The following is a 23,427-nucleotide window of genomic DNA, read 5'->3' on the forward strand; positions in this document are numbered from 1 at the left end:
ACTCCCTGCAGCATCTGTCATGCCCCATGATACAAAACACGCCATATTTCTCCCATTATATAATTAACCGGGAAAATATGCAACATATAACACCCGTATGACTGCTGTCCTATTCTTTTTACAGGCTCTCCTATAAACAGCCGCCTTCTCTGCTGACCGGCAGAAAAATAGCAGCGGTTGTCCCTTCCGGCCCGCTTTCATAACGGATACCGCCTTTTTCCCCATAGTATAATTCCAGACGTTCTTTGATATTCGGGACCCCGATCGCGCTCAGCCCATTTGTTTTCTTCGCCCTGCTCTTAAGCAGGGTATCAATCTGTTCCTGTGTCATTCCCCTTCCGTTGTCAATCACAGAAAGGGTCAGCGTTTCCCCATGAATCCTGCCCTGAATGCGGAGGTCACCTTTTTTCTCTTTCGTATCCATACCGTGCAGAATCGCATTTTCCACAAGGGGCTGGAGGATCAGGCGCGGCAGGTAACAGCCGAATGCCTCCTGCTCTACATCATAGGTTACGTCAAAGCTTCCCTGATAGCGGAATTCCTGAAGATGGATATAGTTATTTAAAATGTGCAGTTCATCGGCGACAGTAATGAATGTCCCCTTTTTATTAATACTCGCCTGCAAAAGCTCCACAAAGTCCCCGATCAGATCCCCGAGCTCTGTTTCCCCCTTAAGGAGGGCTGCATACTTGATGGAATTCAGTGTGTTATACATGAAATGCGGAGTAATCTGGTATTGAAGTGCCTCCAGTTCAGCATCCTTTTTCAACTGTTCTTCCTTGATCACCTGGGCGATCAGGTCTTCTATGTAATCCAGCATATGGTTGAATTCTTCCGAAAATTTACCGATCTCATCCTCAGTCTCCACGTCTACCCGGAGGCTTAAGTCCCCCCTGCCTACTTTTTCCACGGCGTCTGTCACCTTTTTAATAGGCCTGTACACAACTCTTGTAATGTAGGAGGCGAGTACACATGCGACTGCCAGAAAGAGAATGCATACCCCGGCAAGGAAAATCTGCATCTGGCGCAGGTCCTTCAATACTTCACTCTTCTGTACCGCAAGATAAAAACTACAGTTTGAAAAAGGGGCACGATAAAAAATACGGATTTCTTTGTCCGAACCTGCAGACGCTATCCCATTCTGCACCGGAAACTGATCTGCCTGCTGATATGTTGTCCCTGCCTCCCCGTAATCTTTGCTGCTCACGATCATATTGTATTTATCTACAATGACAGCACCGGAAACTTTTTTATCATAAACCGGCTCCAGATAGGCATAGTAAAGGTTCCTCTCATCCGTATTGGCAAGCAGATATCCCAGAACCGTGCCATCATCATCCGGTACATCCTGCACGACGGTCAGCTGTTTTCCGGAATCATGCACCAGATCTTCCATCATGAGCGGAGCCGCCTCTTCTTCCTGAATTTCCTTTATTTTCTGAATTTCTGCGGACGGAATATCCCTTTTTATAATCGGATAATCTTCCGATGTGACTGCCATATTTTCTTCCGGGAAAATATAATACAGAGAACTCAAATCCTTATACTGGGTACGGTAGTTTCTTAGAATTTCCGCAATCTCCTCCAGTGTGTCCGCATTCCTGTCCTTCCTATACCGGCGTATGGCAGCAGTCAGATCTTCATTTCTGGCCGCCTTAACGCTTACATAGTATACCTCCTGCATGGAATGATCCATTGAGGCTACAGTCTGCTCCACCCGCCCATAAAGGGTCTCGGCGTAATTTTCCTCGATCATTTTCGCCGACCGGAAATAGAACACAAGAGTCAGGAGGATGGCCGTTACCATCGTGACAGCGAGAATTGCAAGTAATACTTTGGTTTTAATACTTTTCCGCATAAGATCTCCTTTTTCAGGATTATAAATTCAGGTACGTCCCAAGAGAGGTACACTGTTTTCATTTCGTTAACACTAATTATATCATAAATACGATAAAGTAAAATAAAAAGATGTACCGCCGGTAACGCGGTACACCTCCACTGATTCTTTTTGATACTTTCTAATAGTTAATCTTTACAATTCCGCCGTTTTTCCAGGCTTCTGTTGTTGCAAATCCGATCTGTGTGGATTTTGTTCCATCATATACGGTTACTTCCGGTTTTCTTCCTTCCCCTACGCAGTCGATAAACTCCTGCATCTCCAGCTGGTAGGACTCGGCAAATCTTTCCGGGAATCCGCTGACGCATTCTACAACTGCCCCGTTCTTGTCATAGATCATGCAGAGGTTCTTCTCCGGAACCGGACTGATTCTTAAAGAGCCTTCTGTACCAATAATTTCTGTTTCTACATGGTAACCATGTGCCGCGGTGCGGCCTACATGTACGAATCCAAGCGCACCGTTTTCACAGCGGTACATTGCAACGCCGGTCTCGTCATCCCCTGCCTCTTTAAATTCAGGATGCTTGAATGTCGCACCTGCAGCGTAAACTTCAACCGGGTCAGAGCCTAAGAACCATCTCATCAGGTCAATATCGTGGATCGCCATATCAATAAAGATTCCGCCGCTTGTAGCCGCAAACTTAATTGCCCCCTCTACCAGTGCCTCCGGATCGATTCCGGTTGCTTTTACCATATAAGGTGTGCCGATTGCACCTTCTTCAATTTTCTTCTTTGCGTAAGCATAGGAAGGGTCAAAACGGCGCATGAAGCCAAGGAAGAAAGAAAGTTCCGGATGGCGCTCTACTGCTGCCTCTGCCAGTTTACATTCTTCTACGGTTACACCAAGCGGCTTGTCGGAAAATACGTGTTTTCCTGCATCAAGCGCTGCAGCGATCTGCCAGCAGTGCTCCCCGCTGGTTGTTACGATTGCAACCGCGTCAATGTCAGCTTTCTCCAGCATTTCCCGGTAATCTGTATATACATCTGTTACACCAAGCTCGCTTTTTGCATATTCAAGCTCCGCCGGAACGATAGAACATGCTGCTGTCAGTTCCGCATTTGGAATCTTAAATGCAATATTGTTGGCATGTACTTTTCCCAGTCTTCCTAAACCTGCAATTCCTACTTTTATTTTTTCCATGATTTTTTACCTCTTTCTTTTAAATATAATTATAAAGTTCTTATTTCTTCTCTTTCATGATCCCGGATATTCTCCGGGGGTGTTTTCAACACCTTCCGGTTTATTTCCGGCAGTTTTCCACATAATTTATAATAAGATCCACAGCCTTCTCAGGACCGATCTGGCTCGTATTGATCATTAGATGATAGTTCTGCGGGTCCCCCCACTTCTGGCCTGTATAGTAATTGTAATAACGTTCACGGGTGCGGTTCTCTTTTTCCAGCTCCTTAAAAGTCTTGTTTCCGTACAGCTCTTTTGCTCTGTTTTTCCGGTATTCCTCGTCTGCATAGATGAAGAAGTTATAGCATTCCGGGAAATCTTTCAGCACTACATCGGCACATCTCCCGAGAAATACCGCGCTTTCTTTTTCAGCAATGTTTCGGATGACTTTAGCCTGTTCGCGGTACATTTTATTGTATGGAGGTATCGTCTCATATCCGAGCGAAGTGACACTGTCCATAAATGTTCTCTCTGGCATTTTATAAGACATATCCAGTATGGCGCTTATATCCATTTCCCCTGCGTCCATCTTCTCGGCCGCCAGATACAGAATCTGTCTGTCATAACAGCGGACCTGCATTCTCTTTGCAAGCAGTTCAGCCACTTCCCTGCCGCCGCTTCCATACTGGCGGCTAATCGTAATCAATGTATGATCTTTCATCTTTACAGCTCCCCTCTTGATTCACGTTCAATTAACTCTTTCATGATTGACGGGTATGCTTTATCCAGCTTGTAGAGAGCAAGTGTAATAAATGCAACCAGCGCAATCAATACAGGTCCGAATTTGTAAATATTGACGATCATATTCAGCGCGGAATCCGGCTGGGCCGCACTTCCTGCGGATGTGCTGATATAACCTGCCGCGGATAACAGTCCGGTCATCGTTGCCGATGCGAGTCCTGCCCCAACCTTTGTTCCAATAGAGCCGCCTGCAAATACAAGGCTTTCCTGTCTGATATGTGTCTTCCACTGTCCAAATTCAACAACATCGCCAACCATTCCGAACACAACGGCATTCAGTGGCGCCAGCCCGATAGCACGTGTCAGGCAGCTCATTACCATCCATGCAAAACTGTATGGATTGAAGAAGAATATAAGCTGGCCTGCTAGGGCAATTAAGGAACCTGCCAATGCAATATTTCGTTTTCCGAACTTTTTGATCAGCGGTGTGCAGGCAAAGATACCGGCTACCAGAGTAAGTGTCTCTGTCAGGAACAATGCGCTGTACATCCATGTGTCATTGCCGAATATGTATTTACAGTAATATGGCAGGATTGTTCCTGAGATACCGAATGATACGCTCTGTACCATCCACAAAACAAGGACTGCCCAGAAGTACTGGTTTTTAAATAATGCAGAGAAGGATTTCCCAAGCGGAACCTTCGGCGCTTTCTGTTTTGCCTCGATTTTTACGGTTTCCTCACATCTGAAGAAGCAGACAAGCAGCAGGATCAACGCAAGTACCGCCCATATGGACATCGTTTTGATCCATGCAGCCTGGTCATCCCCGAAAAGTTTTACGATCGGTAATGTACAGGTTGCTGCTATGATTTTCCCGATCGGGGAAAGTCCCATTCTCACAACACTTAACATATCTCTTTCGGATGATACACGGGTCATCATCGCTGAAAGACTTCCATAAGGAAGGTTGATTGCGGTATAGCAGACGGTTGTACAGAAGTTATATGTTACAAAAAGATAAACAAACTGTAAAACACCTGTTGTGTTCGGCACCGTAAAAAGCAGAACTGCCGACAATGCAAACGGTACACTCATCCAGAGAATCCACGGTCTGGACTTGCCCCATTTGGAATTTGTCCGCTCCACGATCACACCCATGATCAGGTCAGACACACCATCAAATAATCTTGACAAGAGCATGACCATTCCGACCGTAGCCGGGTTGATTCCTACATAGTCCGTATAAAACAGGGTCAGCAGTGTGCCGACCATTCCGAATACCACGTTGCACGCCACATCACCGCTCGCATAAGAAAGCTTAATCCCCATTGACAGTTTTCCGTCGGGTAGTTTTTGTTCCGTTCCATTTTCCATTACTATATTTCCCTGCCTTTCTTAAATTGATCTCTCACATCTCTTTGATGATTTTATTCTACCTTTTTGACAGGAAAATCCTAGTAATCGAAATTTTAGTTTTTTAGTTTATTTTAAAGCTGTTTTTTAGAAGGGGGAAATATTTTTTGTATTTATGGTACAGTTTTTTGAACCGGCAGATTTAGAAATGGATATTTTTTTATATTTTGGTTCTTTTTTTTAGATTTTTCAAAAAAAGAGTACTGCTCCGGTTCCGGTCAGTACTCTTTTACATTTTTACGCGTCAGTATCTTAACATCCAGAATATCCTGCATGTCCTGTTCTTTTCCGTCCTTTTCTCTCATGATATAGGAAACCGCCTCGTATCCGATATCACTGCCTGACTGTGCCCCGAGCACGGCGATCCTGCCATCCTCAACGGCACGCAGCGCATCCTCCTGGGCATCCACTGTCGCGATCACAATTCCTGTCCCTTTCGTCGCCTCAGTGATTCCCAGCGCAGTCACCGCACTTGTCGTCATGATCCCGTCCAAATCCGGATATTCCGCGAGAATCTCCTCCATCTCCTGTTCCGATACCCGGAGATTACTGTACCCGCTCCTGACTACCTCAATCCGGATATCAGGCTCTGTCTCCATATAATCCGTGAATCCCAGAACACGCTGTTTATGGGATGCCTGTTCCTGGCTCCCTGCAATCACTGCCACATTCCCCTGGTGCCCCATTTTTTCCGCAAGAACCTTTGCCAGTTCGTATCCGACCATTTTATTATCTATCCCTATATACGGGACCGCCATATCCTCTATCGGCGTATCATAGGAAAAAACAGGAATTCCCTTCTCAGAAGCTGTCTGCACATAGTCCCTGTTGTCATAAGAATCTATGGGGGAAACAGCGAGTGCATCCACATCCATTTTTATCAAATCACGGATCATTTTTTTCTGGATGTCCTTGTCCGTTTCCGTATCAGGTGAAAGAATGACTACTTTTGCCCCGAGCGCATCCGCAGCCTCTTCCATCCCGGCACACACAGACATCCAGTATTCACTGTTTCTTGACTTCGTGACCACACCGATCACATAGTCCCCTTTCGCCTCCTGCTTCCCGGCCGGGGCACAGGATGCAAGAAGCATCGCCGCCAGAGCGATAAGCATGGATGAAATCTGGATTCTTTTTTTCATCTGAATACACTCCTTATACTATTTCATAAACTTATCGATCGCCTGATTCAGCATCCTGATTGCCTCTTCGTCATTTTCTTCGACAGCCTCCACTATGCAGTGACTGATATGGTTCTTCAGGACAACCTTTCCGGTATTATTGATTGCGGACCGCACCGCAGCCAGTTGTATGAGCACCTCGCTGCAGTCCTCATCCTTCTCGACCATCCTCTTTACCGCTTCCATATGTCCGATTGCCTTTGAAATCCTGTTAATCACAGCCTTTTTTTCAGACGCGCTGTGGACATGGTGGTGCCCTGTTCCATGTGCATGGCTGTGCACATGTTCTGCCTCAGTGCCGTCATGAGTATGGCTGTGTTCTGTTCCATCATGTGTATGGACGTGTACATCTTTGATCTGCTCTGCCTTGTTGTTTTTCTTTTCCATCTGTCCCATTCTTTCTATTTTTATATAATTCCGGGGGACAAAACACATTCTGTCCCCAGATGCCGTAACATTTTCTGTCTACAGCATCTCCAACTCGTCTCTGTCCATAATCAGGTTATCTGTGAAGGGGTTCACTACAAGCCCATGAAGAACATGATTCTTCTTTATCAGGGAGAGTACCTCTTCTGCCCCCATCAAAACAGCGGACGGCACATTCCCCTCTTCTCTTTCCCATGCCTTTAGCTCATTCCAGTCCGTGAAAACCGGCTGGTATCCCTCACCATCAGGGGTGTTTAAGTATGGGAATTCCATGACACTGTTCTGTTGGACTATTCCCCTGGCACGTTCAGCATCAGTAAGTTCTAACTCTGCCATGACTAAAAACATGGCATTCCCTGCCAGTTCCCTGCGAATCATCTCTGCTATATCCAAAACATCCGTATCAAACCGCCCAGCCAAAAGTCCCTTTAGCCTCGGATTTTCCACCGGTCCGTTCCCGGCCGTTACATTCGGCGCCACGCTGCTGATCACGCTGCCCGGCAGTACATCTTCTTCAGACGCATCCTTTGTCCAGAAGCCGATCCTTGTCCCTGCCTCTGCACTAAACGCCCTTTTGACCTCTTCGCCCAAAAATACTTTCAGTTTCCCTGTCCTGACCGCTTTCTGTGACCCGTCTGCCCCGAGAATCCATACTTTATCACCCACAGACATAGTATCGCCCTTTACAATTCCTGTAATGATACAGCCCTCACCGTGGACCGAAAAAATATCCTCCACGAGCAGTGTGTATCTCCGCGCAGGTGGTTCCTGTCTGACTTCGACAGTATTTATTGTTTCCTTTTCCTTTTTTACCTTCTTATGCCTGACTCTAACCAGCCGTCTGCCCTTAATCAGCCGGATTCCTGCAAACACCATACCGCCTCCGGCGGTTGTAAAAAGGAGAAATATAAGCATCACGATCAATTCAACCCAGCTCAGCCCCACACTGGCGATCTCAACGGCTTCCGTAATCACACTTAAAAGCCCGGCCAGCGCTGCAGCGCCTCCTGCCAGAATCAATATCCCCCCGCATATTTTCTTTATCACTTTCATGCCGTATATTCTCCATCCCAATTTTTCTGCGGCACCGACCTACTGCCTGACCGAATTATAAATAACGCTTTGGTCCGCATATTCTTCCAATTTCGCACGGACCTCGTCCTCACTGATACTGCTTTCCTTACTTACAGTAAAATCAGCCTTCCCATAATCAACAATACCTGCCTGCACTTCTATCTCCACCGTATTGCCGCTCTGCACAAACCGGCTGTCTTTCAGTGCCTGAAGAAACTCCAGAAACAGAGGGCTAAATTCCTCCAATGGGACATCCTTAAGCTGGATGACATTCGTATTTCCAAAAGAAGAAAGCTTCAGTATCAAACCACATTCTTTTGCACACATACTTACAGTCTCATACTCCAGATCATCCAGAATGTCGTCATATTCCATACTTGAAACAGCCCACGACAGGTGAAAGCTCTCCGGCACACCACGCTCTCCATCCGTTTCTGCAAGAAAATATTCTGTGTCCTTATCCTCCACGGGCTGTAAAACATTTCCTCTGAACGCTGATGCATGGGATTCACTTACGGTGCATGATATCTGATATTTTTCTTCAATATACTCTTCTATCTTCTCAGGCGCACGAACCTCATTTATGCGGTTCTGCTTTGTATCCTCCCTGAAACCGTATGCAGTCGCGAGAATCGCTATGCAGACAAATATAATCAGCCCGGTCCTCTTGTCCCTTTGTTTACGCCTGTCTTTTTCACTCAACAGCTTTTGCCCGTTAAGGACCAGTTGTAATCTTTTCTGTACCGCAAGTTCATCCGGTACTTCCTTTTCCAGAACTTCTATGATCCGCATTCTGGTCTTCTTTTGGAAATTCAGTGTCCCGATTCTGTCTGTCAGCCTGGATAAGAAATACGGATTATGGACCGCTTCTAAAAATACCGGTTCTTGAAGATAACTGCACCATGCTTTGTGGGACTGCAGTCCACTCATTTTAAGAAATGAGTCCAGTTTATCCAGAGCAATCTCGACGAGAAAAGCATCGTATAAAGCGCTGCGGATATTCTCTCGCTTTTCTTCCTTCGCATACTTTTCCGCCAATGTACCGATTCTTTCGGCCTCCTGCCATATATAGCCGGAATCTTCTACCTGAACAATATTGTCTGTCTCTGGCGCTTCCTCTTTCACCGCATCCCCGGTAAAATCAGCCATCACAAACTCATCTTGCGCGCTGCTTTCAGATTTCGCCATCTGTAATGCTGCCTCATATGCCTGACGGATCTGTTGGAATTCCTCCGGGAAGTCTTCCGGATGGTATTTGGCTGCCTGCTTTGCGTAAGCTCTTTTTATCTTTCTGATATCACTGGTTGGTTCGATCTCCAGCCGTGACCAGATTCCTGATCGTCCACTCATCTTAACTCGTCAAATGTCCTTTCCCCAGCCATGCCTCCAGGTCCTCATCCAGTTCGCCGTCCACTTCTTCCTGTTTTGCCTCCTCGTACCAACTGTCTGAAAATGACCGGAACTCATCCTCCGTACGGAATATTGCCATGCTGTCCTCTGCCGCATCCAGTGCCCGGGTAAAGTATTCCCTGCCCTTCTTAATCTTCAGGTCATTCTGCGTTTCCAAAAGAAACTGGAAATACTGCATCTGGTCCAGCAGGAATTCCCGCAGTCTCGGACCGGCCTGCGCATACAATGACTCACATCTTGAAAGCAGATAGGCATTCTCCTCCCGTTCCCTCGGATGAATCTTTAATTTCCGCATTTCTTCCAAGGTCTCCTGAATCTGTGCCTGACTCATCCTGTTCTTCTTATCTATAATGACAAGGTGCCTCGTTTGATTTGTACTGAGGACTCTCGCATCTACCTCCAGAATTCCGTTGATATCATATGTAAAACGGACCTCTGCGGCTTCTTTCTCCGCAGGTGCAGGAGGCACCGGGACCTCGATTTCACCTAGCAGGATGTTATCTTCCGCGACAGGCGCCTCTCCCTGATAGATCGCAAATCTCAGGAATTTCTGGAAATCCGATATTGTCACATACTGCCGTGACCTGCTGACAGGCAGTGCGCTGTTCCGCTCAATAATCGGGGACATCACCCCGTCCTTAATCTCCACTCCCAGAGTAAACGGGCACACATCCGTCAGAAGCATATCCCTGATCTCTGCTTTCCGTTCCTTAATTCCTGCATATGTACCGGTGCCCAGTGCAACAATGGTGTCCGGCGATCCTAAGAAAACAGCCTCCTTCTTTAAGAAATGCTGCAGATACAATCTTACCGCCGGCATGTTGCAGGAACCGCCTACAAGGATGATCCTGTTTATATCTTCCCATTTCAATTCCGCCCCAAGAACCGCCTGTTTTAAGGGTTCAATCAGCCTTTTGAAGATTCCCGCCGATGCCTGAATCATTTTCTCCGTATCAAAAAATAATGTACGTGTCTCACCGCCGTAATGAACAGTCATCTCTGCCTGTTCCGCATCTGACAGCGCGATCTTACAGGCTTCTGCACTCTTCAGGACTGCGGCCTGCTCTGAAAGAGAAAGTTTTTTTAACTCCATTCCCTGCTCTCTGCAGAAATACTCAGCCATAGCCCGGTCAAAATCACAGCCCCCCAGATGGTTATCCCCGCTGACAGAAACGACATTTATAATATTGTCAAAACAGTCTACCACAGATACGTCCAGAGTCCCCCCGCCAAAATCAAAGACAAGCTCAACCGTCTCTTCCTCTGGATACAAATGCTGACAGGCCAGCGCCGCGGCAGACGGTTCATTAATAATCCGCTTCACGACAAGACCTGCCAGTTCTCCTGCACGCTTTGTTGCATCCCTCTGGGCATTATTAAAATAAGCCGGCACACTTACTACCGCCTCCGTTACTGTTTCCTTAAGATAATTCTCCGCGTCTTCCCTTAACTTTCTGAGCACAAAAGAAGAAAGCTCTTCCGGGGTATAGCTCTTTTGCCCCAGCTTGTAAACCTTCTCCGTCCCCATAAACCGCTTAAATACACAGGCCGTGCACTCAGGATGGGAGATCAGCCGTTCCTTCGCAGTCTTCCCGACAAACACAGTCCCTGCTTCATCGACACTCACCACACTCGGTGTTAACACCTCCCCGAATGCATTTGGAATCAGTTCACTGCACCCGTTCCTCCAGACAGCCGCCAGACTGTTCGTTGTCCCCAGATCAATTCCAATCACTGCCATGCGCCGCGCCCTCCTCTAATCAACTAACTATATCTTAGCAAATTTTCGGGGCTATTACTACGACTTTTTTTAATCTCCGGTTCCTGTGCCATTACGATTCGCAGGGCCGGTTCTCAGCCATCCAGCCTGATCTCACTGCTGCACACTTTCTCTAACAGCGGCTGGTTATGGCTAACCGCTATCAGGCCGATCTTTCTCTCTGTCACCTCCCTGAGCAGGAAATTCCAGATCTGGCTCTGGGTGATCAGGTCCAGCATCGTGCTGATCTCATCTGCCAGCAGGAATTTTGTCCTTCTCCCCAGCGCGCGCGCCAGACAGAACCGCTGTAGTTCCCCGCCGGAAAGCTCTGCCGGAAAGCGGTTCATCCAGTCCTTTTCTATCCCCAGTTCCACTAAGATTCTTTCCTCTACCTCGTCGCCCTCCCGGATTACTTCCTTCATCCGAAGCCGCGGGTTGACCGCCAGCTCAGGCTGCTGCCAGACCATCTGTACCGGGCAGTATCCTTTATAGGAGGAAACAGGTCTGCCATCCAGCAGGATTTCTCCCTGATCGGGCGTTAAATACCCAGAAAGCAGTTTGCACAATGTCGTTTTTCCATACCCGCTGGGGGCGATCAGCCCGACTCTCTGCGAATCCTCCACAGTCATACTGAAATTATCCAGTATTTTTCTGCCATCTTTTTTATATTGATAAGATACATTTTTTAGCTCTAACTTCATCTCATACTCCTATGTCGCATGCAAGCATCTGACCCGGCCGCCGCGTAAACGACGGTACGGGATATCGCTCCGGCACTCCTGTGTACACATACTGCACCTTGGTGAGAAGGGACATCCTTCCGGCATTTCCTTGACATACGGCTGCACGCCTTCTATAAACTGGAAGCCATACTGCGGCAGCGCCCGCCAGAGTGCCTTTGTATACGGATGCCGCAGGGTCTCTTCCTTGATAAAATCTTTACTCGCGGCTTCTTCCACGGTACAGCCCGCATAAAATACGACCACCCGGTCCGCAGTTTCCAGTGCCAGCTCCAGATCGTGGGTAATCACCAGAACCCCCGCCCCCAAATCGGCAAGTTCCCGGAAGTGCCCCATCGCCCGTTTTGCCACTTTCAGATCCAGTCCCGGCGTCGGCTCATCTGCAATCACAAGCTTCGGCTCCTCGATCAATGCCGTCGAAATCAGGATTCTCCGGTTCATGCCTCCTGATAGTTCAAACGGGTAAAGGTCCTCCACTTCTTCTTTCAAATCATATCTGCGGAAAATGTTCTTCAATTTTTCAACCGTCTTCTGATCGTTTCTTCCTTTTCGGATCTGCTTTCCTATTTTAGCAAGCGGGTCCAGATAGGACAGGCTCTGTGGTACCATCACAATCTCACTGCCGCGCAGTTTTTCAATGCGCTCCTGCGTCAGTTCACTGCCCCTGTAAGTCATCCTTCCACCTCTGGCTGCGTTGTAAGGAAGAATGCCGAGTACCGCATGGGCCAGCAGACTTTTTCCCGAACCGCTCGAACCGACCACGGCCACCATCTCACCTGCATTGACTTCCACATCCAGATCACGGATTACATCGAGCTGCGACTGGCGCATACCGTTTGTATACTGTAAAAAAGAGATGTTCAGGTGTTCAATTTTCAGGACCGGCTCCTCCATGAACCTTCCTCCTTCCGTTAGGTACAAGATTGCACCTTTCTTCTTTAATTTAAGTTACCGTGCACGCCCGGAGGGGGTGCACAGTAACTTATTTATGTACACTGCCCGGGTCTGTCAGTTTCCGCAGGTTTTCCCCTGCCACATAGAACAGTACAACGACAAGAACAAGCGCAGTCCCGGGAAATAAAGCAAGCCACCATTTCCCGGTTACAAGATATTTCATAGATTCTGATAAAATGATGCCAATTGCAGGCTGTTCTGAGGAGAGCCCGAATCCCAGAAAAGTGACGCTCGACTCATGCAGGATAGCATGTGGAAAAAGTAGCACCAGACCGGTCAGGAACTGGGGCATCAGGTGCGGGAGCATATGCTTTCCTGCAATATACCACCGGCTCTTTCCCAGTTTTCCTGCAATCTGGATGTAAGGACTTTCCTTTAACTGCATCACTTCCGCCCTGATCAGACGCGCAAGAGACGGCCAGTGGGTCAGTGCCACGCCCCATGCCACACCGCGGAAGCCTTTTCCCAGCGCCACGGAAATCAGGATCAAAAGTAAAATATGGGGAATCCCCATCAACAGGTCAATGACAAAGGAGATTACAGCATCCACCGTTTTCCCCAGCGTTGCAGCCGCAATTCCCAGAGCCAGAGCGATAAAAGCGCTCACTGCCGCCGCTGCCATCCCCAGCAAAACGCTTAAGGAAATCCCCTTTAATGTCCGCACAAGCATATCTCTTCCGAGCCAGTCTGTTCCGAAAGGATATCTAAGGCACGGTTCCAGATTCTTTCTGGAAAAATCCGTCACTCTCGCCGCATCGCCGCAGAATGCCCCGCCGATGCAGACTGCCAGAAGGATGACCGCGCTGACTGTCAGGCCGAGCAGGACTCTCTGTCTCCCGTTTAGATGTCTCATCATGCTGCCCCTCCTTTTCTGATCCTCGGGTCAACGATGCCGTAAAGAATGTCCGCAATCATATTTCCGCCGAATACAAACAGTGCACTGATGATCGTGATCGCCATCAGAAGCGGCATATCACTGCCGAGCCCCGCAGATACCGCCGCCTGCCCCAGTCCCGGATAGGAGAATACCTGTTCCACCAGCACCGAGCCCCCGAAGATTTCACTGACCGCTGCAAAATGAAGTGTAATTGCGGGGAGCAGTGCATTGCGCAATCCATGATGCCAAAACAAAACCAGGCCCTTTTCCCCTCTCGCCCGTGCAAAGAGTACATATTCACTTTCCATGATCCCGATCATTTTTTCTCTTGTGTGCAGGGCAATGTTAGAAACTCCGGTGATACTGAGTGTCAGTGCGGGAAGGACTGCATGGTACACCCGGTCGAAAAATGTGACTCCCGCGGCTTCCACCCCGATCGGAACACTTAAACCGACTGGCAGGATTTTCAGCCAGACACCAAACACCATCAAAAGCAGCAGTGCCAGCCAGAATGTGGGGGTGCTGGATATGAGAAGGCAGTATCCCTTCACAAGCCTGTCGATCCATCTTCCACGGTTCATCCCCGATATGACTCCGAGGAAAAAGCCCAGAATCCCGGACAGAATCCAAGCAGTAACCATAAGAAACAGCGAATTCGCCAGTTTTACTGCAATCACATCTGCCACTGGCTGGCGGTACAGCAAGGAAGTTCCCATGTCTCCTCTGATGAAATCCGCTGCCCATGAAACATATTGTTTCACAGGTGATTCCCCTACACCCCAGTATTCTTCCAGCTTTTCTACCTGTTCGTGGCTCATGCTTCCCAGCGCCGCCTGTCCCACATTTGCCTGCAGAGGGTCAATGGGAGACGCTTTCATCAATATAAAAGTAAGCATGCTCGTCGTAAGAACCAGAAGGACCATACGAATGACCTTATTTCTGATTTGTATTCCCAGTCGTTTCTCCATTCTTTCCCCCTAATGAACCAGAAACAGGACGCGGCTTTTCTGCCTGCGTCCCTTCTGTTTTATCTTTGCACCTACGGATAATGCGCCTTATATAGTCCGCCCTTATTCCCATGACCACTGATCCACATTATTCACGATAGACCAGCCGTGCCCGTGGGGATGTATTTTCTGGTCAGCCACCTTAAGGCCGTCCTTTACGAAATACAGGTGGTCGATATTGCACAGCCAGATCCACGGGATATCTCCGTCCTGTGTAATCCCCGTTGTCCCGTCCCACTGTGCCTTCTGCCAGAGCTCATAGGATTCCTCAAGTGACCCTGACGCAAGTGCCTCGTCCATATAACGGTCAACTGTCTCGTTTGCATAAGGGGAATACTCCGCCTGACCGATCCCTGTACCTGAGAGTGTGTGGTAAATATTGTAAAGCTCCATCGGCGTATGCGCGCCCCATCCCCATACAAGAGGTTCTGACTGCGCACGGTCATAGGCCGTGTCCCATCCCACACCTTCGGTCGTAACTTCGATCCCGATTTCCTTCAGCTGATTGGATACGTCTTCCGCCAGCGCCTGACGGACAGAGTCCCCGTTACTAAACATCAGTGTAAAGGCCGCCTTTATACCGTCCTTTTCCCGGATACCGTCATGCCCTTCCTTCCAGCCGGCTTCATCCAGAAGCCTTTTTGCTTTGTCAGAATCATATGTTACTTCGCTGTCACCATTGTACCACGGCATCTTGTCGCACACACTGTAAGCTTTCGTTCCGTATCCATTCAGAACATTTTCAATCATCTCATCGCGGTCAATTCCAATATTAATTGCCCGCCTTACATTTACATCCGCCGTAAATGCATTTCCATAAGCAATCCCGTCTTTCTCCTGTGGTTCTGCAACAGGAAGATTAAAACCTCTGTTATCCACAGTCTGCACGGCAAGCAGATGATAGCCGTCTACTGACTGGTCACTGTAGGAAGCAGCCGTGTGGGCCACATCCACCTGTCCCGCCATCGCTGCCGCAAGTGCCGCATCCTCCTCCATGAACAGGACTGTCACCTTTTTCATCTCGGGGGCCTCCCCATAATAATCCGGGTTTGCCTCAAAGATAACCTGCTGCCCTTTGTCCCACTGCTTCATAATGTAGCGTCCGGAACCAACCGGATTCTGTCCGTAATTCTCATCATAGGCGTGTTCCGGCACAATTCCCACGATTGCCATTGTATAAGGCCAGATGGAATACGGTTTTGTCATTTTAAATTCTACCGTAGTATCATCCACAGCCACAGCCTTGTCCAGCATCGTGAAGTCGTTCACAGAACTCTTCTCCTTACAGTTATTATATGTAAAAGCAACATCCTCTGCCGTCAGCTTTTCTCCGTCAGTAAACTTCACATCATCCCGTATGGTGACAGTCCATGTCAGGCCGTCCTCGCTTACAGAATAATCCACTGCAAGATCTTTCTCTATCTTCAGATCTTTCGTAGTCGTGGTCAGAGTGCTCTGGATCAAAGGCTCATGCACATGCTCCCCGGCTCCCCACCCATACGCAGGGTCAAAGCCGGATTCCGGCTCCGAAGTCGTCGGCATAGTCACAATGACAGAATCTTTATTATCTTTATCCGCAGCCTGTTTTTCTTCACTGCTTTTTCCGGAACACCCCGTCAAAAGTCCCGCCAGAAGGCCGGCGGCACACAATATACTGATCACTTTTCTTCCCATATTTTCCCCCTGTATCGCATTTTTTTCAGTATATCATTGTGATTTTTATGACACAACCCCCGGTGGGGGATAGAAGCAAGTGCAATTCCCATGAAAAAAGAAGCCTCCACACACAGTGTCAGCTTCTTTCCCTCCGGCAGTTCTGCTGTTTCAGCTAATCGCCGGATATCATCTATGCAACTACAATCTGATACGTTTTCGTAAATGTCCCCATTCCTTCTAACTTGTTAATTCCGGGTTTTTCGGATATGTCCCCCTCAAATCCACGGTTGTCGCATCTTCCGGCCCAAGGTTCCAGACATACGAAAGGAGCATCTTTGACAGACCAGATTCCAAAATTCGGGAATCCCTCACACTTCATGCCTACATAAGGCGTTCCGTCCTTTCTGCAGATCCATACTTCCTCTATCTGCCCGTCATCGAAGATCAGTGCATCATTCTCAAACAGTTTTTCAGACAACGGATATTTGGCATCCTGAAGCTCCATCTGGAATGTCTCGTCCACATTCGCCGTGCCTGAATTAGGATCGATCAGAATATACTGCAGGCTTTCCTTTCCCGGAAAATGCAGACAGTAACCGTCCTTCTTCCCCTCCTGTTCTGCAAAACGAAATGCCGGGTGTCCGCCAATGGTGAAATAGATCGTCTCATCGGAAGGATTTCTTACCTTCCATTTTACTTCGACTGTCTTTTCCGTCAGAGTATAGGAAATATAAAGTTCAAAGTCAAACGGGTACACTTCCATCGTCTCCTCATTCGAATGCAGGAGAAATTCGGCCCTGTCTTTCTTACAGACCGTACATGTGAAAGTATTATCTCTTGCAAACCCGTGCTGAGAAGTCGGATACTGGGTTCCCTGGATACGTACGGTATTATGGTAAGTCTTTCCTACATTTGGAAATAAGACAGGTGAATGCCGTTTCCAGTAAACGGGATTACCCTCCCACAGCACGTCCGTCTCCTTTTGTTTGTCATAAATTCTTGTGAGTTCGGCGCCTTCCTCCGAAATCTCTACACAAAGATATTCATTTTCCAGTTTCATATCCAGTTCCTCCATTCTCATTCATTTCATCATGGCGACTCTGCCTGACTACTCTACCATGATCTTAATAATCTCTTCGTTTGTCTCGCGCATTCCTTCCTTGCCGAGCCGGCCGACATTCTGGATCGTCTTCTCCACGCCCTTTGTGATGATCCCGTCGCCTCCGTAGAACTGCTGCCCGCGGATATACATGTTATATCCAAGGATTCCCGCATCGACTGACGCTGCAATCTTAGCAGCACAGGATGCCTTTGCACCGTCGCAGACCATACCGGAAACGATTGCAAGCGCATTCACGACTGTATGGGCGATCTCCTCATATCCTCCGCCGCACAGATACGCAATCCCGGCGCCCGCTGCCGCTCCGGCGCTTACCGCACCGCAGTACGCGGACAAGCGTCCGATGCCCGTCTTCTGATGGATCGCCACCAGATTCGATAATGCCAGTGCACGGAACATTTTTTCCCGGTCTGCTTTTAATTCCTTTGCATATTCCAGAACCGGAAGGGAACAGGTCATCCCCTGATTGCCGCTTCCGGAATTAATGATAACCGGAAGCTCACAGCCGTTCATTCTCGCATCCGAACCGGCAGCCGCCATCGCTTTCGCACGGTTTCTAACGTCGTCCCCATACGCCTCCAGAATCACGTTTCCAATATTCGCCCCGTAATTCCCGCGCAGACCCTCCTCAGCAATTGCGGTATTGTAATCGATCTGGCGCTGGAGAACTTCCCTGATATCCTCCACATCCACGGTCTGGACGAAATCCCAGATTCCTTCCACGGTCAAAAGGCTGCGGTCCGTCAGCCCTTCCTCCGACTCCCCGCGCACCGGGATATCCAGCAGGATCTCACCGTCCTTATCAATATGTACAATATTCGTATGGTAATTCGCAATCCGTACCTGTGCATAGGACTCGCCTGCAGAAACCGTCACGATAATATCAAACGTAATACCGTGGTCAATATGCTCTACTTTAATCTCCTTCTCCGCCAGAAACTCCTGCATCTCTTCGATCTCTTCCCGGGAAACCTCTGAGATAACTTCCAGTTCCTTCTCCGGGCGCCCTGCAATGATGCCTGCAACCGCTGCCGCCGGAATCCCTTTTAAATGGTCCGTATTCGGCACGATGACACTCTTCACGTTCTTAATAATACTCCCGCTTGCCCCGATATGTACCCTCTCCGGCAGGCACCCCAGCACTTCTCTCGCCTTTGCGGCAGCATATGCAAGCGCGATCGGCTCCGTACACCCCATTGCAGGAACCAGTTCTTCTTTCAGAATCTGTACATACGCACTATACCTTTCATCTGATTTTTTCATTTGACTTCTCCTTCCAAAACATACCGGAATCTATCCGATTCACATATTACAAATGTACACTATTCTGAACGAAAGTGCAAGAAATGTGATGAACAAAAAAACTGCCGCAGCATGCATTTGACAGCACACTGCGGCAGACAATGATTTATTCTTTGCATGGACCGGTTGTCTTCCTTATGACCAGCGTCGGTTCCAGAATGACCCGCTCCGGTTTTGCGTCCTTTTCCTCCAGCTGCTTCAGCATCAGCCTTGCGGCGTGTTCGCTCATCTTATCCACATGCTGGCTGATCGTCGTCAGTTCAATCCCTTTCATGGCCGAAAACTCGATATCATCAAAACTTACTATAGAAAGGTCCTCCGGAATACTGAGCCCATTTTCCCTGCACCCGTCGATGAATCCGATCGCCGTCATATCGTTGACAACAACCATCGCGCTCGGACGTACCTTTAAGTCTTTCACGAAATTCCGGGCCAGCGTAATGCCGGTTTCCATCTTCAGGTCGCTTTCATAGACATATTCTTCATTGAAAGGAAGGCTGAAGTTACGCAGTGCCTGCCTGTATCCTTCGAAACGCTGTGAGGATGCAGAAGAGACTCCCGGCCCCCGGACAAATCCGATATGCTTATGTCCGAGTTCCAGAAGATGCATCACTGCCATATACCCTGCCTGGAAATTATCCGTCAGGACAGAGTCGCCTGTATATGAGGGCAGAATACGGTTGACAAGCACCATAGGGACATCCATCGAATGAAGCATGTCCTCCACGATCTCGGTCTGGGCCGTAATCAATATCAGCCCGGCAAAATTAAATTGTATTGTTAATTTCAGAAATTCGATTTCACGCTGGACGTCATATTCGCTGTTAAAAACCATGACCATATAGCCATGACTGTTCAATATCCTCTGAATGTTAAAAGCCAGATCCGCATAGAAAGGATTCCTTATATCTCCCAATATCAAAGCCACAATATTGACACGGCCCCTGCTAAGGCTTTGGGCGATTGTATTCGGTTTGTAACCAATCTCGTCCACCAGATCCAGAACTTTCTTCCGCAGCTCGTCCCCCACCCCACTGTTGCCGTTGATTGCGCGGGAAACAGTCGACTTTGACACACCCAGCATTTCCGCAACGTCTGAAATGCTATATTTTCCATTCTTCATAAAGTTGGTTTCCTTATATTTCCTCTGATATACAGATTTTATGCTAATATCCCCGCAAAATCAACCATTTTCTTACTTTATGGCTCCATTTTCCAACTTTATTGACGAAGTTTCGGCGCCCTGCTGTTAACCATCAGAATTGCAATCAGGATAATCCCCTGTATCAGAGACCTTAACCCTGCTGCCATGTTGAGCGCCTGAAGGATATTTGTAATCAGGATCAGCACCAGTGATCCAAGCGCGCCGCCGATAAATGTTCCCTTTCCTCCTGTCAGTTTTGTCCCGCCTATTACGACTGCTGCGACAGAGAGCATTGTGTAACTGCTCGCCATGTTCATCTGGGCAGTGCCCGCGTATCCGACGAGCATTAACCCCGCCAGCCCTGCGGTCGCCCCCGCAAAAACATAAGCCAGTATAATGACCAGACGGCTGTTGATCCCGCACAGATTTGCGGCATTCCGGTTATTCCCTGCGAGAAACAGGCTTCTCCCGTATCTGCTCCTGCGCAGGAAAAGAACTTCCAACACAACCAGCAGGATAATAATTACAGTAGGCAGGATTCTCAACGGGCCGACAAGCGTTCTCGAGATACTCTGGAGCTCCGGGCTGACCGTGACAGACGGCTGACCCTTCGTAACTAAGATTGAAAATCCGTTTACAACGCTCGACATGATCAGCGTCATGACAAGGGGCACCACTTTTAATACCTGCACACCAATGCCATTTAAAAGTCCCACGACCGCCCCCATCAGGATCGTAGCCGGAACCATCAGTGCAAAGGAAAGTGCACCGCTTCCTACAGCCACCATCGGACCGAACAGTGCCGTCATCGACATAATTGCACCAATCGACATATCCAGCCCGCTGTCTCCTGAAATGATGACTGCTGCCTGCCCGATAGATGCCATTGTCAGGATAGAAGTCGTCATCAGGATACTTGAAATATTATTCATGGACAGAAAACCGGAACTCAGTACCTGACCGAGTATCATGAGCAGGATACTCCCGACAATCGCGGGAAGATATGGATTGTTCAGCTTTTTTATCTTTTCCATTACTTTGCACCTCCTTTAAATACGCCGGTTATCTTTGCTTTCAGTTCCTTATCCGCCGCAATAATAGAGAACACAACACCAATCAGAAGTATCAGCCCCTGGATAAAACTCTGGACAAAGGAGCTTAAGTTTGCGGAAACCACGATGGAAATCAGGATACTTAAGAACGCCGCCCCGAAAATGCCGCCCCAGATGTTGCCGGTCCCGCCGTTCAGTGAAACACCGCCGATAACAGCAGCCGCGATGGAATTCATGCTCATGCTCGCCCCGATGGACGGACTGCCTGCACAGGTATTTGCGCTGATGCAGATTCCTGCAATACCCGCGGCCAGCCCTGCAAACGTATGCACGAAAAACCTCAGCGCAACTACATTCACGCCGGACGCATACGCTTTCTTTACGTCTTTTCCAAGCGCAAACAGATGTAATCCCGCCGGCAGTTTCATCACAAGGACCCAAATGAGTACCAGAATCAGGATCAGGACGATCGGTGTGGGGATAAACCCAAACAGATTACTGCTGTACCAGTCCGCGAAGCTGAAATCAATCGAGCCTCCGGGGTAGGGCAGTATCCACAGAGCAATCCCTGCAAAAGCCGTAGAAGTCGCAAAAGTCGTCAGCAGCGGGTTGACGCGCATGACCCCGATGATGAATCCGTTGATCATACCGCAGAGAACCGCACAGCCGAGGGCGATCAAAGCCGCGGCCACAACAGAGTAACCCTTTTCACACAAGGTCACAATAATTACATTTACAAGAGATACGATCGAACCAAGTGAAATATCCGTACCTGCTACAAGTATGGTCGCGGTAACTCCTATTGCCACGCAGATGGCCGCCGCATTAGTCGCAATAAATGACTGGAAAAAGGACAGGCTCAGCCCTCCCGTGATCGCGCCATTAATGGCAAGAAATACGATAAAAAGCAGCAGGGAGGGGAACGCACTCCATGTTACAACTTTCTTTACTTTATTCATTCTACTGCACCTGCCTCTCTCTTCTTTTCACCTTCCTGCGGCATCGTATTTACAGGCATAGATGCAGCGGATATATTTTCTCTGTTAATCGCATCCCCTTCCAGAACTGCGGATACTTTTCCTTCATACATGACAATGACTCTGGATGTTTCTGCCATAGACGTGATGCTGACCAGTTCATCGTCATCGCTGGATATCATGATTACGGCATTTCCTTCCTTTGCAAGTTCTGCAAATACCTCATGAAGGTCCCCCCTTGCCTTGACGTCGATCCCTTTTGTCGGGTCGTCAGCCAGCAAAAGCCGAGGTTTTGTACAGAGCCAGCGGCCTACCACCACTTTTTGCTGGTTGCCTCCGGAGAGTGAGGTAATCAGCTCACCCGGATTATCATAGCGGACATGAAAACTGTCCAGTATTTCTCTTGCATTACCGATCTTTTTGTGTTTAACCAGTTCCTGGACCGCCGCTATGTTTTCAGACAGATTCCGTTCCTGGAATGTCCCGTCTCTTTCTCTGTCACCGGAAATGAAGGCAAAGCCCTGTGCCACGGCCTGCTTCGCATTATGCAGCTTGTGGGCCTTGCCGTCGATCTCCAGTTGAATTTCCCCTGAAACACCATACAGTGCCCTGATCAGTTCTGTCTGGCCATGCCCCTGCAGACCCGCGATACCGATGATTTCTCCCTTTCCAATCTCAAGGCTTTCTACCGTTCCATAGGACGGGATCGGAATATGCTTCGCCCGTATAAATACATCCCTCTTCGTCCCCTGATGATGCTTTCCTTCACCATGATAGGATTCGATCTTTCTTCCGACCATCAGAGAAAGGAGCTCGTCTTCAGTCTTTTCCTGCATCGGGTAAGTCCCCAGAGTCTCCCCGTTCCTCATGATCGTTACACTGTCACACATGGCATACAATTCCACCATTCGATGAGAAATAAACAGGACAATACACCCTGTTTTCTTAAGTTCCCGGATAATATCATCTACGATTTCCACATCTTCCCGGTACAACGCGGATGTAATCTCATCGATAATCAGAATCTTTGGTTTCTGTACCAGAGCCTTTGCCAGTTCCACCATATACTGCTGGTTAGCCGCCAGCTCCTCCACTTTCTTCCCCAGCAGAGATTCCAGATGCATCCGTTTCAGGATTGTTACAGCCTCTTCTTTCAGTTTCATTCTGTCTGTAAATTTCCCCTTCACCGGGACATCACAGATGCAGATATTTTCTTCTACAGTCAGATTTCCAAAAAGGCTCAGTTCCTGGCTTGTCATAATGACATGATGCTTTTTCGCATCTTTCGGGGACTTAAAGTCAATAGGTTTCCCCTGAAACAGGATTTCTCCGCTGTCACGTCCGATCAGGCCGCCTATCACCTTCGCCAGAGTCGATTTCCCGGACCCGTTTCCTCCCAATATTGCCCTGACCTCCCCCTCTTCTATCTCCATCTGTGCCTGTTTTATTGCCACTACTGCCCCATAATGTTTCGATATATCCCGAAAAGCAAGTCCCATCGAATTTCCTCCTTATGTTTAATGAACAAAAGACCGGCGGACTTTACCTCATTGTCCGCCAGTCCATTTATAAGCATT

General features: G+C 48.4%; 20 protein-coding genes. All 20 read right to left on the minus strand.

The genetic code is table 11. From position 1 onward, the window contains the following. Positions 1–130 precede the first annotated feature (130 nt). On the minus strand, positions 131–1,858 hold the full coding sequence (locus tag DWX43_RS15485; protein ID WP_118620923.1) for a sensor histidine kinase: 1,728 nt from the start codon (positions 1,856–1,858) through the stop codon (positions 131–133). A gap of 160 nt (positions 1,859–2,018) precedes the next feature. Continuing rightward, positions 2,019–3,038: a Gfo/Idh/MocA family oxidoreductase gene (locus DWX43_RS15490; protein WP_109730039.1), complete on the minus strand. Its 1,020-nt coding sequence runs from the start codon at positions 3,036–3,038 to the stop codon at positions 2,019–2,021. Between the two features lie 100 nt (positions 3,039–3,138). Beyond that, on the minus strand, positions 3,139–3,738 hold the full coding sequence (locus tag DWX43_RS15495; protein WP_118620924.1) for a cytidylate kinase-like family protein: 600 nt from the start codon (positions 3,736–3,738) through the stop codon (positions 3,139–3,141). Between the two features lie 2 nt (positions 3,739–3,740). Next, the gene (locus DWX43_RS15500) at positions 3,741–5,132 is read right to left on the minus strand and encodes a glycoside-pentoside-hexuronide (GPH):cation symporter (protein ID WP_109730037.1); all 1,392 of its coding nucleotides are present in this window, start codon (positions 5,130–5,132) and stop codon (positions 3,741–3,743) included. A 257-nt stretch (positions 5,133–5,389) separates the two neighbouring features. Continuing rightward, positions 5,390–6,313 carry a substrate-binding domain-containing protein gene (locus DWX43_RS15505; protein WP_243099329.1) on the minus strand — a complete coding sequence of 308 codons (924 nt, stop codon included), beginning with the start codon at positions 6,311–6,313 and terminating at the stop codon, positions 5,390–5,392. 18 nt (positions 6,314–6,331) lie between these two features. Continuing rightward, positions 6,332–6,634 (minus strand): metal-sensing transcriptional repressor, encoded by a 303-nt coding sequence (locus DWX43_RS15510; RefSeq protein WP_347559306.1) that lies wholly within the window; start codon positions 6,632–6,634, stop codon positions 6,332–6,334. Between the two features lie 183 nt (positions 6,635–6,817). Continuing rightward, positions 6,818–7,831, minus strand: coding sequence for an SseB family protein (locus tag DWX43_RS15515; RefSeq protein WP_118620925.1), 1,014 nt, complete (start codon positions 7,829–7,831; stop codon positions 6,818–6,820). A gap of 39 nt (positions 7,832–7,870) precedes the next feature. Further along, positions 7,871–9,202 carry a J domain-containing protein gene (locus DWX43_RS15520; RefSeq protein ID WP_118620926.1) on the minus strand — a complete coding sequence of 444 codons (1,332 nt, stop codon included), beginning with the start codon at positions 9,200–9,202 and terminating at the stop codon, positions 7,871–7,873. Position 9,203: 1 nt separating this feature from the next. Beyond that, a complete protein-coding gene (locus DWX43_RS15525; protein WP_118620927.1) occupies positions 9,204–11,003 on the minus strand; it encodes a molecular chaperone HscC in 1,800 nt (599 codons plus the stop codon). 113 nt (positions 11,004–11,116) lie between these two features. After that, positions 11,117–11,722, minus strand: a complete 606-nt coding sequence (locus DWX43_RS15530; RefSeq protein ID WP_118620928.1) for an ATP-binding cassette domain-containing protein — start codon at positions 11,720–11,722, stop codon at positions 11,117–11,119. Between the two features lie 9 nt (positions 11,723–11,731). Continuing rightward, complete coding sequence (locus tag DWX43_RS15535) at positions 11,732–12,655, minus strand: ABC transporter ATP-binding protein (RefSeq protein WP_118620929.1); 924 nt, start codon at positions 12,653–12,655, stop codon at positions 11,732–11,734. An 88-nt stretch (positions 12,656–12,743) separates the two neighbouring features. Next, entirely contained in the window at positions 12,744–13,568 is an 825-nt protein-coding gene (locus DWX43_RS15540) for an ABC transporter permease (RefSeq protein WP_118620983.1), read from the minus strand. Next, positions 13,568–14,560 (minus strand): ABC transporter permease, encoded by a 993-nt coding sequence (locus DWX43_RS15545; protein ID WP_109730030.1) that lies wholly within the window; start codon positions 14,558–14,560, stop codon positions 13,568–13,570. Before DWX43_RS15545 ends, DWX43_RS15540 begins: the two co-directional genes overlap by 1 nt. Before the next feature lie 102 nt (positions 14,561–14,662). Next, positions 14,663–16,273 (minus strand): ABC transporter substrate-binding protein, encoded by a 1,611-nt coding sequence (locus tag DWX43_RS15550; protein ID WP_118620930.1) that lies wholly within the window; start codon positions 16,271–16,273, stop codon positions 14,663–14,665. A 172-nt stretch (positions 16,274–16,445) separates the two neighbouring features. Continuing rightward, positions 16,446–17,315, minus strand: a complete 870-nt coding sequence (locus DWX43_RS15555; protein WP_118620931.1) for an aldose 1-epimerase family protein — start codon at positions 17,313–17,315, stop codon at positions 16,446–16,448. 48 nt (positions 17,316–17,363) lie between these two features. Then, on the minus strand, positions 17,364–18,638 hold the full coding sequence (locus DWX43_RS15560; RefSeq protein ID WP_109730027.1) for an L-serine ammonia-lyase, iron-sulfur-dependent, subunit alpha: 1,275 nt from the start codon (positions 18,636–18,638) through the stop codon (positions 17,364–17,366). Positions 18,639–18,783: 145 nt separating this feature from the next. Next, the gene (locus DWX43_RS15565; RefSeq protein WP_109730026.1) at positions 18,784–19,800 is read right to left on the minus strand and encodes a LacI family DNA-binding transcriptional regulator; all 1,017 of its coding nucleotides are present in this window, start codon (positions 19,798–19,800) and stop codon (positions 18,784–18,786) included. Between the two features lie 98 nt (positions 19,801–19,898). Beyond that, on the minus strand, positions 19,899–20,855 hold the full coding sequence (locus DWX43_RS15570; RefSeq protein WP_118620932.1) for an ABC transporter permease: 957 nt from the start codon (positions 20,853–20,855) through the stop codon (positions 19,899–19,901). Next, complete coding sequence (locus DWX43_RS15575) at positions 20,855–21,832, minus strand: ABC transporter permease (protein ID WP_109730024.1); 978 nt, start codon at positions 21,830–21,832, stop codon at positions 20,855–20,857. Before DWX43_RS15575 ends, DWX43_RS15570 begins: the two co-directional genes overlap by 1 nt. After that, positions 21,829–23,349, minus strand: a complete 1,521-nt coding sequence (locus DWX43_RS15580; protein WP_118620933.1) for a sugar ABC transporter ATP-binding protein — start codon at positions 23,347–23,349, stop codon at positions 21,829–21,831. The genes DWX43_RS15575 and DWX43_RS15580 overlap by 4 nt, the downstream gene beginning before the upstream one ends. Positions 23,350–23,427 lie beyond the last annotated feature (78 nt).

It is taken from the genome of Clostridium sp. AF19-22AC (assembly GCF_003479085.1).
GTDB lineage: Bacteria > Bacillota > Clostridia > Lachnospirales > Lachnospiraceae > Faecalicatena_A > Faecalicatena_A orotica.